This window comes from Konateibacter massiliensis, assembly GCF_900184995.1.
GTDB lineage: Bacteria > Bacillota > Clostridia > Lachnospirales > Lachnospiraceae > Lachnotalea > Lachnotalea massiliensis.
On record NZ_LT860099.1, the window covers coordinates 1784690 to 1799474 of the forward strand.

19 protein-coding genes are annotated in these 14785 nt (G+C 38.9%); 1 reads left to right on the top strand and 18 read right to left on the bottom strand.

Translation table 11 applies throughout. The features are described 5' to 3' along the window. Positions 1-42: 42 nt before the first annotated feature. The 3 genes from CTY48_RS13980 to kduI all read right to left on the bottom strand — a co-directional run bounded on the left by CTY48_RS13980 (position 43) and on the right by kduI (position 4723). The gene (locus tag CTY48_RS13980) at positions 43-2673 is read right to left on the bottom strand and encodes a cation-translocating P-type ATPase (RefSeq protein WP_099469089.1); all 2631 of its coding nucleotides are present in this window, start codon (positions 2671-2673) and stop codon (positions 43-45) included. 309 nt (positions 2674-2982) lie between these two features. Beyond that, the gene (locus CTY48_RS13985; protein WP_099469090.1) at positions 2983-3786 is read right to left on the bottom strand and encodes a gluconate 5-dehydrogenase; all 804 of its coding nucleotides are present in this window, start codon (positions 3784-3786) and stop codon (positions 2983-2985) included. A 109-nt stretch (positions 3787-3895) separates the two neighbouring features. Next, on the bottom strand, positions 3896-4723 hold the full coding sequence (gene kduI, locus CTY48_RS13990; protein WP_099469091.1) for a 5-dehydro-4-deoxy-D-glucuronate isomerase: 828 nt from the start codon (positions 4721-4723) through the stop codon (positions 3896-3898). Positions 4724-4937: 214 nt separating this feature from the next. Between kduI and CTY48_RS13995 the strand changes: the two genes are divergently transcribed. Next, a complete protein-coding gene (locus CTY48_RS13995) occupies positions 4938-5798 on the top strand; it encodes a helix-turn-helix domain-containing protein (RefSeq protein WP_099469092.1) in 861 nt (286 codons plus the stop codon). A gap of 108 nt (positions 5799-5906) precedes the next feature. Here CTY48_RS13995 and CTY48_RS14000 read toward each other — a convergent pair whose 3' ends face one another. The 15 genes from CTY48_RS14000 to rplR all read right to left on the bottom strand — a co-directional run bounded on the left by CTY48_RS14000 (position 5907) and on the right by rplR (position 14784). Further along, complete coding sequence (locus CTY48_RS14000) at positions 5907-6449, bottom strand: bL17 family ribosomal protein (RefSeq protein ID WP_099469093.1); 543 nt, start codon at positions 6447-6449, stop codon at positions 5907-5909. A 108-nt stretch (positions 6450-6557) separates the two neighbouring features. Next, positions 6558-7517, bottom strand: coding sequence for a DNA-directed RNA polymerase subunit alpha (locus CTY48_RS14005; RefSeq protein ID WP_099469094.1), 960 nt, complete (start codon positions 7515-7517; stop codon positions 6558-6560). A 166-nt stretch (positions 7518-7683) separates the two neighbouring features. After that, positions 7684-8277, bottom strand: coding sequence for a 30S ribosomal protein S4 (gene rpsD, locus CTY48_RS14010; RefSeq protein WP_099469095.1), 594 nt, complete (start codon positions 8275-8277; stop codon positions 7684-7686). 17 nt (positions 8278-8294) lie between these two features. After that, positions 8295-8690 (bottom strand): 30S ribosomal protein S11, encoded by a 396-nt coding sequence (gene rpsK / locus CTY48_RS14015; RefSeq protein ID WP_027296203.1) that lies wholly within the window; start codon positions 8688-8690, stop codon positions 8295-8297. A gap of 27 nt (positions 8691-8717) precedes the next feature. Next, a complete protein-coding gene (gene rpsM / locus CTY48_RS14020) occupies positions 8718-9086 on the bottom strand; it encodes a 30S ribosomal protein S13 (RefSeq protein ID WP_099469096.1) in 369 nt (122 codons plus the stop codon). Between the two features lie 405 nt (positions 9087-9491). After that, on the bottom strand, positions 9492-9605 hold the full coding sequence (gene rpmJ, locus CTY48_RS14025; protein WP_003497809.1) for a 50S ribosomal protein L36: 114 nt from the start codon (positions 9603-9605) through the stop codon (positions 9492-9494). A gap of 122 nt (positions 9606-9727) precedes the next feature. Continuing rightward, positions 9728-9946, bottom strand: coding sequence for a translation initiation factor IF-1 (gene infA / locus CTY48_RS14030; protein ID WP_099470173.1), 219 nt, complete (start codon positions 9944-9946; stop codon positions 9728-9730). A 50-nt stretch (positions 9947-9996) separates the two neighbouring features. Next, a complete protein-coding gene (locus tag CTY48_RS14035) occupies positions 9997-10281 on the bottom strand; it encodes a KOW domain-containing RNA-binding protein (RefSeq protein ID WP_099469097.1) in 285 nt (94 codons plus the stop codon). Positions 10282-10322: 41 nt separating this feature from the next. Then, entirely contained in the window at positions 10323-11087 is a 765-nt protein-coding gene (map, locus tag CTY48_RS14040; RefSeq protein ID WP_099469098.1) for a type I methionyl aminopeptidase, read from the bottom strand. Between the two features lie 3 nt (positions 11088-11090). Continuing rightward, the gene (locus CTY48_RS14045) at positions 11091-11735 is read right to left on the bottom strand and encodes an adenylate kinase (RefSeq protein WP_099469099.1); all 645 of its coding nucleotides are present in this window, start codon (positions 11733-11735) and stop codon (positions 11091-11093) included. A 172-nt stretch (positions 11736-11907) separates the two neighbouring features. Further along, positions 11908-13227 carry a preprotein translocase subunit SecY gene (secY, locus tag CTY48_RS14050; protein ID WP_099469100.1) on the bottom strand — a complete coding sequence of 440 codons (1320 nt, stop codon included), beginning with the start codon at positions 13225-13227 and terminating at the stop codon, positions 11908-11910. A 2-nt stretch (positions 13228-13229) separates the two neighbouring features. Then, positions 13230-13670 (bottom strand): 50S ribosomal protein L15, encoded by a 441-nt coding sequence (gene rplO, locus CTY48_RS14055; RefSeq protein WP_099469101.1) that lies wholly within the window; start codon positions 13668-13670, stop codon positions 13230-13232. Positions 13671-13693: 23 nt separating this feature from the next. Further along, positions 13694-13876, bottom strand: coding sequence for a 50S ribosomal protein L30 (gene rpmD / locus CTY48_RS14060; protein ID WP_099469102.1), 183 nt, complete (start codon positions 13874-13876; stop codon positions 13694-13696). A 14-nt stretch (positions 13877-13890) separates the two neighbouring features. Further along, on the bottom strand, positions 13891-14400 hold the full coding sequence (gene rpsE, locus CTY48_RS14065) for a 30S ribosomal protein S5 (RefSeq protein ID WP_099469103.1): 510 nt from the start codon (positions 14398-14400) through the stop codon (positions 13891-13893). A 15-nt stretch (positions 14401-14415) separates the two neighbouring features. Next, positions 14416-14784 carry a 50S ribosomal protein L18 gene (gene rplR / locus CTY48_RS14070; protein ID WP_099469104.1) on the bottom strand — a complete coding sequence of 123 codons (369 nt, stop codon included), beginning with the start codon at positions 14782-14784 and terminating at the stop codon, positions 14416-14418. Position 14785 lies beyond the last annotated feature (1 nt).

A 14785-nucleotide genomic window follows, 5' to 3' on the forward strand; every position in this document is an offset into this window, starting at 1 on the left:
TATTTCGCCTTTTATGCGGCGTATGTCATAAAATAATTCTGATTAATTTCCCTGTATCTTCGTCTTCACCCATTTCATTGCCTGAATAATAAACAGGTTTGCAAGTGAAAGTCCATAAATTGTAAACAACAGATTTGAAGTAAGAGGAGCAATCTCAAATACAGAACTCAATGCAGGTATTAAAAGTACGGAATTCAGTAATAAGAAGCCAAGGAAGAACGCACCGAATAAATACTTATTATTCACAATGTCCTTTTTAAACAAAATCGCTCTCTTGGACTTACTGTTAAAACCGTGAACCAGACGAGACAAGCAGAGTGTGGCAAATGCCATCGTGCTTGCTGTCGCTTCTGTACCGTTGTTTAAACCGATGTAGTACGCAGTCATTGTCATCAATCCGATTACAAAACCTTCGGATAAAATTGCAAGTAAAAAGTCTTTCGTCAAGATTGACTCATTTTTAGGTCTCGGCTTCTCCTTCATAACGTCCATAGAGTGAGGGTCTAATCCGAGTGCAATCGCCGGTAAGCTATCTGTCAGCAGGTTGATAAACAACAAATGCACCGGTGCAAACGGTACGGAAAGTCCAACAATGGAGGCATATACAACAGCTAAAATAGCTGCTGTGTTTCCGGATAAGAGGAACTGAATGGACTTCTTAATGTTCTGGTATACGTTTCGTCCGTTTTCCACAGCTTTTACGATAGTCGCAAAGTTGTCGTCCGTCAGTACCATACTCGCTGCGTCTTTCGCTACCTCTGTTCCGGTGATTCCCATCGCAACACCAATATCTGCCTGCTTCAATGCCGGTGCATCATTGACACCATCACCGGTCATAGCAACAATATTTCCTTTGTCCTGCCATGCCTTTACGATTCTAATTTTGTGCTCCGGTGATACTCTGGCATATACCGATACATCCTCAACGAAATCAATGAGCTCTTCATCGGAGAGACCTTCAATCTCAGCACCTTCCACTGCCTTATCGCCTTCACCCAAAATACCAATCTGCTTTGCAATAGCCGCAGCCGTTATCTTGTGATCACCCGTAATCATAATCGGACGAATTCCTGCCATCTTACATTCTGCAACAGCCGCCTGTGATTCTTCTCTCGGCGGGTCCATCATAGAGGTCAGACCCAAGAAGGTCATGCTCTCTTCCTTCACATTACATGCTTGCTCTGCCTCAATTTCCTGATAAGCAAACGCAAGAACACGAAGCCCTTCAGATGAATAGGTGTGATTCATGCGCAATATATTTTCTTTGTCTTCCTCGGTGATGGCACGAACACCATCTTCTACCTCAATGCTTACGGTCTTTTCAAGAATAACGTCTACAGCGCCTTTGGTGATGCTGACTGTCTTTCCCTCTATCTGATGAACCGTAGTCATAAGCTTTCTATCAGAGTCAAACGGTATCTCGCAGATACGAGGGTATTTTTCTCTGACTTCGGTTACGGTTCCTAATTCCTTCACACCCTGACTGTTTCCGCGCTCTGCCAAATCAACGAGTGCGATTTCGGTCGGATCTCCAATTTCAACGCCATCCACATGAGTTGCATCGTTACAGAGCAAGCTGTAGGTCAGCAGTTTTCTTTCAAGCGGCAAATCAAATGTTATATCTTTTACATATTTATTTGCGTTATTTTCAAAAATATTGATAACTGTCATTTTATTCTGGGTCAAGGTACCGGTCTTATCCGAACAAACAACGGATACACTTCCAAGTCCTTCTACCGCCTGCAGCTGTCTGATAATCGCATGTTCCTTTGCCATCTTCTGCGTACCGAACGCAAGAACAATTGTAACGATGGAACTTAATGCCTCTGGAATTGCGGCTACCGCAAGAGCTACCGCAAACATAAATGCATCAATAATAGGGTCTCCCTTTATAACACTCATACCAAAAATCAATGCACAGACAATCAAAATACCGATGGAAAGCTTTTTGCCGAACTGATCTAAGTTTACCTGAAGCGGAGTCTTTCTCTCTGCCGTGTTTTTCAACAGTGTTGCAATCTTACCAACCTCTGTATCCATTCCAATATCTGTAACAAGGAATTTTGCTCTTCCGTAGGTTACAAAGCTTCCGGAATAAACCATGTTGATTCTGTCGCCAAGAGGCACTTCCTCTGCAATCTGAATATCCTGCTTATCCACCGCAAGACTTTCCCCTGTCAGTGCACTCTCATTTACTTTTAAGCTGGCATTTTCAATAATTCTACCGTCCGCACAAATATAGTCACCTGCCTCCAGTAATACAACATCGCCTACCGTTACTTCCCTTGACGGAAGAATAACCGTATCCCCATTTCGAAGAACCTTGGCATGTGGTGCCGATAACTGCTTTAAGCTATTTAATGACTTTTCTGCCTTCTGGTGCTGCACGGTTCCGAGAATGGCATTAATCGTAATAACAATTCCGATTACAAGCGCACTTTCCACATCTCCTAAAAATGCTGAAATAATAGATGCAACAATCAGTATGATAACCAAGAAATCTGCAAACTGCTCTAAAAATATTCGCACAACAGATTTTTTCTCTTTTTCTACCAGCTCATTGAAGCCCTTTTCACTTTGTAATTGCTCTGCTTCCTTTGTTGTTAATCCGCTCCCACCTTTTCCAAGCGTATTTAACACTTCCTCTTTTTCTTTTCGGTAAAACTCACTCATAAGTGACCTCCTCATTTTTTCTGCAACAGGAATTGCACAAATGTCTTTTTTATCATAACCAAATATGCCTTTTTATCATAGGAAATTCATGGAAACTTCCCAGCACATAAAAAAGTAGCAAAACCTATGTTGCACGTTTCTACGTTACAACAAAAGTCTTGCTACTTAGTTACGATACGGATTGCTCACTGGCAATCGTATTGACGACATCGTACATATCTGAAAGGATACTAGCTACTCCCTTTTGTGTGAATATAATATCAAAGTAGCGTTCAAATGTCAAGGGGCAATTCGCCCAAACTTTTCTGCTTATTGAGGCTGTTTTCCGATGTAAGCTAAGATACCGCCGTCTACATAAAGAATATGTCCGTTTACAAAGTTTGAAGCATCAGAAGCTAAGAATACAGCAGGTGCTGCTAAATCTTCTGCCTCTCCCCAACGGTTAGCAGGAGTTTTTGCCAGGATAAACTGGTCAAACGGATGCTTGGAGCCGTCTGGCTGAACTTCTCTAAGTGGAGCTGTCTGAGGTGTTGCAATATATCCAGGTCCGATACCGTTACACTGAATGTTGAATTCACCATACTCAGAGCAGATGTTCTTTGTAAGCATTTTAAGTCCGCCCTTAGCTGCTGCATAAGCAGAAACTGTCTCACGTCCTAATTCACTCATCATAGAGCAGATGTTGATAATTTTTCCGTGTCCTTTTTTAATCATTGACGGAATAACTGCCTTAGAAACGATGAAAGGTGCATTTAAGTCTACATCAATTACCTGTCTGAAATCTGCTGCTGACATATCGCACATAGGGATACGTTTGATGATTCCGGCATTGTTTACCAAAATATCGATAACGCCAACCTCAGCTTCGATTTTTGCTACCATTTCATTTACCTGATCTTCATTTGTTACGTCACATACATAGCCGTGAGCTGTGATTCCTGCCTCTTTATATGCCTCAACACCCTTGTCTACTAATTCCTGCTTAATATCGTTAAATACGATGGTTGCTCCTGCATCTGCGTATGAGCTAGCGATTGCAAAACCAATTCCGTATGAAGCACCGGTTACAAGTGCAATTTTTCCTTCTAATGAAAAGCTATTTAATACTGACATATTCATTCCTCCTATAATCATTTGAATTTTAGTTATTGGTTAATTTGTTTTGAAAAAATATATTTTCCTGTATTTATTGAAAGCAATGCATGCTTTTTCAATCAAATATTTAGCGAATATCTTTCATCGCTACGGCATCCATATCATCAAAGTCCTGATTTTCTCCAACCATTCCCCAGATAAAAGTGTAAGCTCTTGTAGCGGAAGCTGAGTGGATAGACCAGCTTGGAGAGATAACCGCCTCTTCATTTCTCATAACGATGTGTCTTGTCTCTGTCGGCTCGCCCATGTAATGGAATACCAGTGCATCTTCAGGTAATTCAAAGTATAAATATACTTCCATTCTTCTGTCATGAGTGTGGCAAGGCATTGTATTCCAGACACTTCCCGGCTTCAGTGATGTCATACCCATAACAAGCTGACAGCTCTCAACCTGTCCCGGAAGAATGTATTTTCTGATGACTCTGTGGTTTGCTTCTTCCATTGTACCAAGCTCTACGGTTACACAATCCTCTGGCTTGATTAATACGGTCGGATATTCCTTATGTGCCGGTGCACTATTTAAGTAAAATTTAGCCGGATTTTTCTCATCAGCACTCGCAAAGGTAATATCCTTTGAGCCCATTCCGATGTATATTCCGTCTTTATACTCTAATTCATAAACCGTTCCGTCTACTGTGATAGTTCCTTTTCCGCCGATGTTAATAACTCCAAGTTCTCTTCTCTGTAAGAAATATTCTGCCCTGATCTCGTCACCTGCAGTTAACACCAAAGGCTTCACCGGTACAGCAGCTCCTGTAATAATACGGTCAATGTGGCTGTACACTGTCTTGATTTCGCCCGGTACAAAGAGGTTCTGAATCAAAAACTCTTCTCTTAGACGGTCTGTCGTGTAATGTTTTACATCCTTTGGTGATGATGCTGTTCTAAGTTCCATTTTTCTTCTTCCTTTCTTTTCTGTGTTTTGAGATTAATCTATCAAAAGGTGCGCTCTTGATAGATTAATCTTTTGGATACCTCTAGTATAGCATACAAAATTATCAAATTCTTTGCACTTATTGGCTAAAAACTTGAAAATCTTGAACTTATATACTATAATGAACTTATATTTACCATAGCATACAAAAATATTTATGGAAAGGGGAATTATTGTGATAGAATTTACCTCGTGTAGGAAGGCGATTGCAGACTGCCTTCAGAACAAGCGGTTTGCCATTGCACATTTATATAATGAAGAAAAACCGATGGCAATGCATATTCATGACTGCTATGAGATTTATTATTCGATATCGGGCGGCAAGCGCTTTTTGATTGACAATAAATACTATGAAATCAGACCGGGTGATTTGTTTGTTATTAACCAATATGAGAGCCACTATATCGACCAGATTGACTCAATGGTTCATGAGAGGATTATCATATCCATCCACCCGGACTATATGAAGCAGTTATCCACCACAACCACCAATCTGGACTACTGTTTTTCACATCGCTCGAGTGACTTTATTCACCGCATAGAGCTTACCAAGGAACAACAGCAGCGTTTTATCTATTATGTCCATAAAATAGCAAGTCTATCCGGCTTTGGAAGCGATGTCTTGGAGCAGACGGCTTTCAGTGAGCTGCTTGTCATGATTAACAGCCAGTTTCGTGTTCAGTGTGATTTGGAGGAGAGCAAGGACAGCTATCAGTATAACAGTCAGGTAGCAGAGATTTTGGAATATATCAATAAGAATATTAACAATGAACTTACGATAAAGTCACTCGCGGATAACTTTTATCTAAGCGAGTCTTATATATGCAGAATTTTTAAGGCTGAGACGGGTACCACAATCAACAAGTATCTGACTGCAAGAAGAATCAGCATTGCAAAATCACTGCTGGATGTAGGCTTAAGTGTGACCGAAGTATGTGAAAAAAGCGGCTTTCATGATTACAGCAACTTCCTGAAGGCATTTACGAAAGCAGTCGGAATTTCACCGAAAAAATATTCGCAGTATAGTTCGAGCTGATCGAGAAATATGAGTGAATTTTTACCATGACACAAAAAAACCTGCCTTTGAGGGCAGGTTTTTTCTATTCATAATAACTACGAATTCGCTAAGCGAATTTCACACGTATTAGATAATCTCAAGCAATACTTCCATTGCAGCATCACCTTTACGCTGGCCAATCTTAACGATTCTGGTGTAACCACCCTGAGTGGTACGAGCTGCACACTTAGGAGCAACTTCATCAAAGATTTTTGCAACCAGGTCTACTTCTTTTGTGTTCTTTTTCTTTCCAGCTGAAGAGGTAGAAACCTCTGTTACAGGGTAAAGAACTTGAAGCATCTGTCTTCTTGCATGTAAGCGGGAAGGCTTATCTTTCTTAATTGTCTTTTCAACTTCGTCATAAACTGTTACTTTCTTACCGTCTACAACTTCTTTCACTCTCTTGCCATCAGCATCTTTGCGAGCTACTTTAGCCTTTACGGTTACTTCTTCAAAATTATCCTTCTCTTTGATTCCCAATGTGATTAAGTGCTCAGCAATCTTACGGATTTCTTTTGCTTTTGCTTCTGTTGTAACAATTTTGCCGTTGTTTAAAAGGTTAGTAACCTGATTTCTAAGTAATGCTTTTCTCTGACTTGAAGTTCTTCCAAGTTTTCTATATTTTGCCATCTCTAATATACCTCCATTTGTGGAACATTTAGTTATGCTTCTTCGGACTTACTAACTAAATGCTGTTTATCCATAAATTGTAACATTTCTGTGACTTTGTCACGATTTTTATTCGTCGCTCGGATTCAACTGAAGACCAAGCTCCTTTAATTTTGCGAGAACTTCTTCCAATGACTTGCGTCCAAGGTTACGAACCTTCATCATATCTTCGGAAGTTCTGTTTGTCAACTCTTCAACAGTGTTGATGCCTGCTCTCTTCAAGCAGTTATACGAACGAACGGAGAGTTCTAATTCGTCAATATTCATCTCAAGTACTTTTTCTTTTTCATTGTCTTCTTTTTCAATCATTACTTCTGCTGTTTTCGCATTTTCTGATAAGTCAATGAAGAGATTTAAGTGCTCACTTAATACTTTTGCCGCTAAACTTACCGCTTCATCCGGAACTAAAGTTCCGTTTGTGAATACATCTAATGTAAGCTTATCATAATCTGTAATCTGACCTACACGGGTGTTCTGAACCGTTAAGTTTACACGCTCAACAGGAGTGTAGATGGAGTCAATTGCAATTACGCCAATTGGCAAATCATCATTCTTATTCTTGTCAGCGCTGATGTAACCTCTTCCCTTATTAATGGTAAGTTCCATAAATAATTTGCTGTCTGCTCCACCGTTTAAGGTTGCAATTACTAATTCCGGATTAAGAATTTCGATATCTGAGTCAGCCTGAATGTCAGCAGCTGTCACTACACCCTCGCCTTCAAACTCAATGTAAGCGACTTTGGCCTCGTTTGTATCACTGCTATTTTTAATAGCCAGACTCTTAATGTTCATAATAATTTCTGTAACATCCTCTTTAACGCCCGGAATTGAACTAAACTCGTGCAAAACACCTTCAATTTTAACCTGTGTTACAGCCGCTCCGGGTAAAGAAGAAAGCATAATTCTTCTTAAAGAGTTACCAAGAGTAGTACCATAACCTCTCTCGAGTGGTTCTACAACAAATCTACCATATTTTTTGTCTTCTGAAATTTCAGCAATCTCAATTTTTGGTTTTTCGAAATCGAACACTACAAAGCCCCTCCTTTTTGGGTTATATAGTATTGAGGGTGAAAAAAAATAAAATCATTAACCTTAAAGTGCAATGCACTTTAAGGTTACGATGTCTTTTAACCCTGTAAATATGCAAGATAAATCTGCAAACAAATTCACTTGCAATGGATGAAAATGAGCCTTATTATTTAGAATATAACTCGACAATAAGCATCTCATTTACCGGAACATCAATTGCTTCTCTGCTTGGAAGCTCTTTTACTGTTCCTTTCAAGTTTTCCTGATCTACATCAATCCACTCAGGAACTAATCTTGAACCGGTAACCTCTAAGATATCTTTGTATCTCTGAGAACCTTTTGACTTTTCTCTGATTTCAATCGTATCTCCTGCTTTTACTAAATAAGAAGGAATGTTTACTCTCTTGCCGTTTACTAATACGTGCTTGTGGTCAACAATCTGTCTAGCTTCTTTTCTAGTTCTAGCTAATCCCATTCTGAATACTACGTTGTCTAATCTAGTCTCAAGTAAAACCATAAGGTTTTCACCTGTCATACCACGCATTTTATCAGCTTTTTTGTAGTAGTTACGGAAAGGTTTCTCAAGTACACCGTATATAAATTTAGCTTTCTGCTTTTCTCTGAGCTGAAGACCATACTCACTCATCTTCTTGTTTGCTCTTCTAAGTTCTCTATTTGATTTTTTATCTATTCCTAAATAAATTGGTTCTAAACCAAGTGATCTACATCTTTTAAGAACAGGAACTCTATTTACTGCCATTTCAATTACACCTCCTATTAGACTCTTCTGCGTTTTGGTGGACGACATCCGTTATGTGGAACCGGAGTTACGTCTCTGATACTTGTTACTTCAAGACCGCATGCCTGAAGTGCACGAATAGCTGCTTCTCTTCCTGATCCTGGTCCTTTTACCATAACATCAACTGTCTTAAGACCATGTACTAATGCTGCCTTTGTAGCTGTTTCAGCTGCCATCTGAGCTGCATATGGAGTAGATTTCCTTGAACCTCTAAATCCAAGACCACCGGCACTTGCCCATGATAAAGCATTTCCTTCAGCATCTGTCAATGTAACAATTGTATTGTTAAAAGATGACTGAATGTGTGCCTGTCCGCGTTCAACGTTTTTCTTTACACGCTTTTTTGTCACTTTTTTGGTAACTTTTTTAGCCATTTAAACTAACCTACTTTCTTCTTATTCTTATTTCTTTTTATTTGCAACAGTTCTCTTAGGACCTTTTCTTGTTCTTGCGTTAGTCTTTGTTTTCTGACCACGAACAGGAAGTCCTTTTCTATGACGGATTCCTCTGTAGCATCCGATTTCCTGTAATCTCTTGATGTTTAATGCGATTTCTCTTCTTAAATCACCTTCTACTGTCTGACTTTCGTCAATAACAGCAGCGATTCTCTTTACTTCTTCATCTGTTAAATCTCTAACGCGGGTATCAGGATTAACCTTTGCCGCTTCTAAGATTCTGTTTGAGCTTACTCTACCAATTCCGTAGATATAAGTTAAACCGATTTCAACACGTTTTTCTCTTGGTAAATCTACACCAGATATACGAGCCATGTGAATATTCCTCCATTTTCTTCTGAGTAATAACGTTCCCGTAGCCCATTGCTTTGCAATGTCTGAAATGTGTACGTCCGTTTTATTACCGTCATTAATATTGTCCCTAATTGGGATACCGATTGGTATCCAACTACGATTAGATAGATCGCAGTCTTTCCGGTATAAATACCGGTATTAAAAGCAATAACCGTGAGTAATCTCACATTTTAATTGCACATTTGGAATGAAAATCATTCCTAAATCACAGGCAGGCAAGTATGTCTGTAATCTATAATATTAGTCTGAACAACACCACCTGGTGGTTCATCCTACAGCCGCACAAAAAAATAAATTACTCGAAGTAAAATTACTTCTAGTTATGCACAATCCAATTGGATTGTAGACAAACAAAAATAAGTCTGATTAGCCCTGTCTCTGTTTGTGTTTAGGATTTTCGCAAATTACTCGAATGCTTCCTTTTCTCTTAATAATTTTGCATTTTTCGCAAATAGGTTTTACTGATGATCTAACCTTCATGGTAAAATCCTCCTTTCCAGCACAGCCCAATAGCACCTCCTAATGGACGCACTTTTACACGGGCACTTTAAAAAAGTTCGCTTTGTATTATAACACTATATTATATAAATAGCAAGTGTTTTCTATTTATCTCTCCAAATAATTCTTCCTTTTGATAAATCGTAAGGGGAGAGTTCTATCGTAACTTTATCTCCCGGTAAAATACGAATGAAGTTCATTCTCAACTTACCGCTTATATGAGCTAAAACCTTATGACCATTTTCAAGTTCTACTTGAAACATCGCATTTGGCAGCTTTTCAATAACAGTTCCTTCAATTTCGATAACATCTGACTTTGACATCTTTTTTTCGTCTCCTTCCATGGCATATTGAACCATATACATCTATTAGGCTAATCAACCTCATTTATTCTTTTCAAACAATAAAGCTTAATGACCCGTTTTACTTCTTCATTTTGAATTTTGTTGTTCTCTATTAGCTTTTTCTGTAACTCTTCATCGACATGCTTCACGATTTGGATATGCTTTTTATTTTTTCTTTTCGGATTGTCGAAAGTGCGGCTTTTGCCGTTTACTAAATATACATATTCCTTCTCAACCCTGATTATTACATACAGTCCGTCTTTATCGTGACCCGCCTTTGAAGCAGCTAACATACCAACTTCAAATCTCTCCATATATTACTCCTGTATCTGCAATTAGACATTCGCAGCTCATTTTATAGTGTGTTCTCATACATGGTTAATAACTCAGGCTCACCCGTTGTTATTAATACCGTATTTTCATAATGAGCTGATAAAGAACCGTCCTCTGATACTACGGTCCAGTCGTCGTCCAGCCACTCTACATCATAACGACCTATGTTTATCATAGGCTCTATGGCAAGTGTCATGCCCGCCTGGAGCTTTAAGCCTCTTCTTCTCTGTTTGAAATTTGGTATTTGAGGATCCTCATGTAAATTAGAACCAATGCCATGACCTACCAAGTCTCTGACTACTCCGTAGCCAAAGCTTTCCGCATATCTTCCGATAGCTTCCGAAATCTCAAAAAGATGATTACCTTCTTTTGCAAATTTGATCCCTTCGAAAAAGCTTTGTTTTGTCACCTCAATTAACTTTTTGGCCTCTGCACTTATCTCTCCGACCGCGTGCGTTCTCGCCGCATCGGAATGATATCCTTTATAGATTACGCCTGCATCTAAGCTGACAATATCCCCATCTAAAAGAATCCTGTCCTTGGAGGGAATTCCATGCACAACCTCATCATTAACTGAAACGCAAATAGAAGCAGGATATCCGTTATAATTTAAAAAAGAAGGAATGCAGCCGTAGCTTCTTATAATTTCTTCTCCTAAATTGTCAATATCCTTTGTGGATATTCCCGGTTTTACTGCCTTCTCAAGTTCCTTATGAACGATAGCAAGTATTCTGCCCGCTTCTCTCATAAGTTCAATTTCTCTATCAGACTTTATTGTTACTGCCATAACTTATGCTCCTAATATTTCCACAATGGCATCGAATACCTCTGCCATATCTTTTGTACCATCCACGTCAACCAATACATTTTTTGCTGTATAGTAATCAATCAATGGCTGTGTCTGCTCATGGTACACATTTAATCTTTTATTTACCGTATCCGGCGTATCGTCATCTCTAAGTACAATTTTATCCCCACATCTGTCGCAGATTCCTTCGACCTTTGTAGGTATGTATACAGTATGATAGGTCGCTCCGCATGAGAGACATGCTCTGCGGCCGGACATTCTGTTCACGATATTCTCATCCGGAACATCTACATTGATGGCATAGTCAATTTTTTGATCAAGCTCTGCCAACGCTGCATCTAAGCTTTCCGCCTGTGGGATTGTTCTTGGAAATCCATCCAAAACATATCCATTTGCACAATCGGGATTTTTAAATCTGTCCATTACTAAATCTACCGTTAACTCATCCGGAACTAAAAGTCCCTGATCCATGTATGTCTTTGCTTTCTTGCCTAATTCAGTTTCATTCTTAATATTGGCCCTGAAAATATCTCCCGTTGAGATGTGAGGGATATGATATTTATCAGCTATTCTTTTCGCCTGTGTACCTTTGCCCGCTCCCGGAGCTCCTAGCATTATTATTTTCACTAACATTTCCTCCAATCAATTAAATTATTACCATTTAATGGATAATTTATACTTTAGAAAAAATTGCTCATAAATAAAACTAAATTCATTGCATTTCATATATTACAATAGTGCACCACAGTATAAACCGTAGAACACTATTGTAGTTATCCGGAAAATTCACTTCCTATGATTAGTCATTTAAGAAACCTTTATAGTTGCGCACAACCATTTTGGATTCTATTTGTTTCATTGTATCGAGAACAACACCCACAATGATGATAAGTGATGTACCGCCGAATGAAACCGAAGCGCCGAAAATACCGGAAAATGCAATCGGTATAACAGCTACGATAATAAGTCCTACCGCTCCAATAAATATGACATAATTTAAAATTTTATTTAAGTAATCAGTAGTTGGTTTACCTGGGCGGATACCCGGAATAAAACCACCTTGTTTTTTCATGTTGTTTGACACTTCCATCGGATTAAAGGTAATGGATGTGTAAAAATATGCAAAGAATATTACCAATACAATATAAACCAAAAGGCCGATACTGTAAATTGGCTGACTAGGATTAACCCAGTTGGAGGACGTCAATCCTTTCAGGATTTCAGCTCCTATACCGGTTCCCTGGTTCTTACCTATTAAAGAGGCAATCACCACTGGAAACTGTAAAAGTGAAGAAGCAAAAATAATCGGAATAACACCAGCTGTATTCACTTTTAAAGGAATGAAAGTAGATTGTCCGCCAACCATCTTTCTTCCTTGCATTTTCTTAGCATATTGAACAGGAATTCTTCTTTGTCCACCTTGTAACAATACTACAAAAACTATGGTCGCAATTACAACTGCCGCAATAATCAGCAGTGCCATCGCGCCCTTTGCAAGACTTGAACTGGAAGCAACAAACTGCTCGTACAATGAAATAAAATCACTTGGTATACGTGAAATGATATTAATCAAAAGAACAATGGAGATACCGTTTCCCACACCTTTTTCTGTAATTCTTTCACCAATCCACATAAGGAAAGTTGAGCCGGCAGTTAAGGTTACAATAACCATAACCACATTAATAAAGTTATATTCTTCCAACAGACCCTGTCTGCCAAACCCGATTCCCATCGCGCCGCCTTCCAATAAAGCAAGGCCAACTGTCACATAACGGGTAATTTTTTGTATTTTCTTTCTTCCGTCTTCACCATCTTTTTGCATTTCTTCCAACTTAGGAATTGCAATTGTCAAAAGCTGCATAATGATAGAGGAAGTAATGTAAGGTGTAATATTTAATGCAAATACTGACATTTGCAAAAATGATCCTCCGGTAACGGCGTCAAAGAAATTAAACGCGTCACCGGATTGGCTTGCAAACCAATTTGCAAAATAAGTCCTGTCTACTCCGGGAATAGGAAGCTGTGAACCTATTCTTACTACAACTAACATTAAAAACGTATATATAATTCTGTCTCTTATATCTTTAATTTTAAATGCGTTCTGGAGTGTTGCAAGCATTATTAGATCACCTCAGTTTTTCCACCAAGAGCTTCAATTTTTTCTACAGCACCTGCACTAAATGCATTTGCCTGAACAGTAAGCTTCTTAGTTAATTCTCCGTTTCCAAGAATCTTAACACCATCTCTAGGATTCTTTACGATTCCTTTTTCAAGTAAAGTTTCAACTGAAACTACTGCATCATTGTCGAATACTTCAAGAGCACTGATATTGATACCAATGATTTCTTTTGTATTACGGTTAGTAAATCCTCTTTTAGGAATTCTTCTGTATAAAGGCATCTGACCACCTTCGAAACCTGGTCTTGTGCCGCCTGAACGAGCCTTCTGGCCTTTGTGACCTTTACCGGCAGTTTTTCCGTTTCCTGAACCGTGTCCACGACCTCTTCTGAAATTATCACTGTGCTTGGAGCCTTCTGCTGGGCTTAAATTTGATAAGTTCATCCTGACACCTCCTTCTCTATTTATTAAATCTCTTCAACTTTAACTAAATGTCTAACGCGCTGTATCATGCCTCTTGTTGCCTTGTTGTCCGGAAGCTCAACAGTCTTGTTAAGCTTTTTGAGACCCAATGCCACAACAGTAGCCTTCTGCTTAGGAATGGCACCGATTGTAGACTTTACTAAAGTAATTTTTAATTTATCAGCCATTTTGAATACCCTCCTTAGCCTAAAATCTCTTCCACAGTTTTTCCGCGAAGTTTTGCTACCTCTTCTGGAGTTTTCAATTTACTTAATCCTTCAATTGTAGCAAGTACAACATTTTGTTTATTATTGGATCCCAATGATTTTGTACGGATATTCTTGATTCCTGCTAACTCAAGTACGCTACGAGCAGGGCCACCAGCGATAACACCGGTACCTTCTGGTGCTCTTTTCAACAACACTTCTGAGCTGCCGAATTTTCCGATAAAATCATGAGAAATACTGCTGTTATCATCTAAAGTTACGCTGATCAGCTTCTTGGCTGCATCTTCTTTTCCTTTGCGGATAGCTTCAGGAATTTCAGTTGCTTTACCTAAGCCTGCACCAACGTGGCCTTTTCCGTCACCAACTACTACTAATGCTGTAAATCTAAAATTACGTCCGCCTTTAACAACCTTAGTAACACGCTTGATTGATACTACTTTTTCTTCCAGTTCTAATTGACTAGCATCAATGATTGTACGTTTCATCTGTTCTCCTCCTTCTTAGAATTTTAATCCAGCTTCTCTAGCTGCATCTGCTAATGCTTTAACTTTTCCGTGGTATATGAAGCCGCCTCTATCAAAGACAACAGTTGTAATACCTTTGTCTAATGCCTTTTTTGCAATAACAGTACCTAAGTATGCTGCTGCATCAACGTTATTAGTCTTCTCTAATTCAGCCTTTACATCCTTCTGAAGAGTAGATGCTGAAACAAGAGTATTGCCAACTGTATCGTCAATAATTTGAGCATACATATGATTATTACTTCTAAATACAGCTAAACGTGGTCTTTCGGTGGTTCCACTGAAACGATTACGCAATCTTAGATGCTTTTTCTCACGAATTACCGTTTTTGATTTTTTGTTAACCATT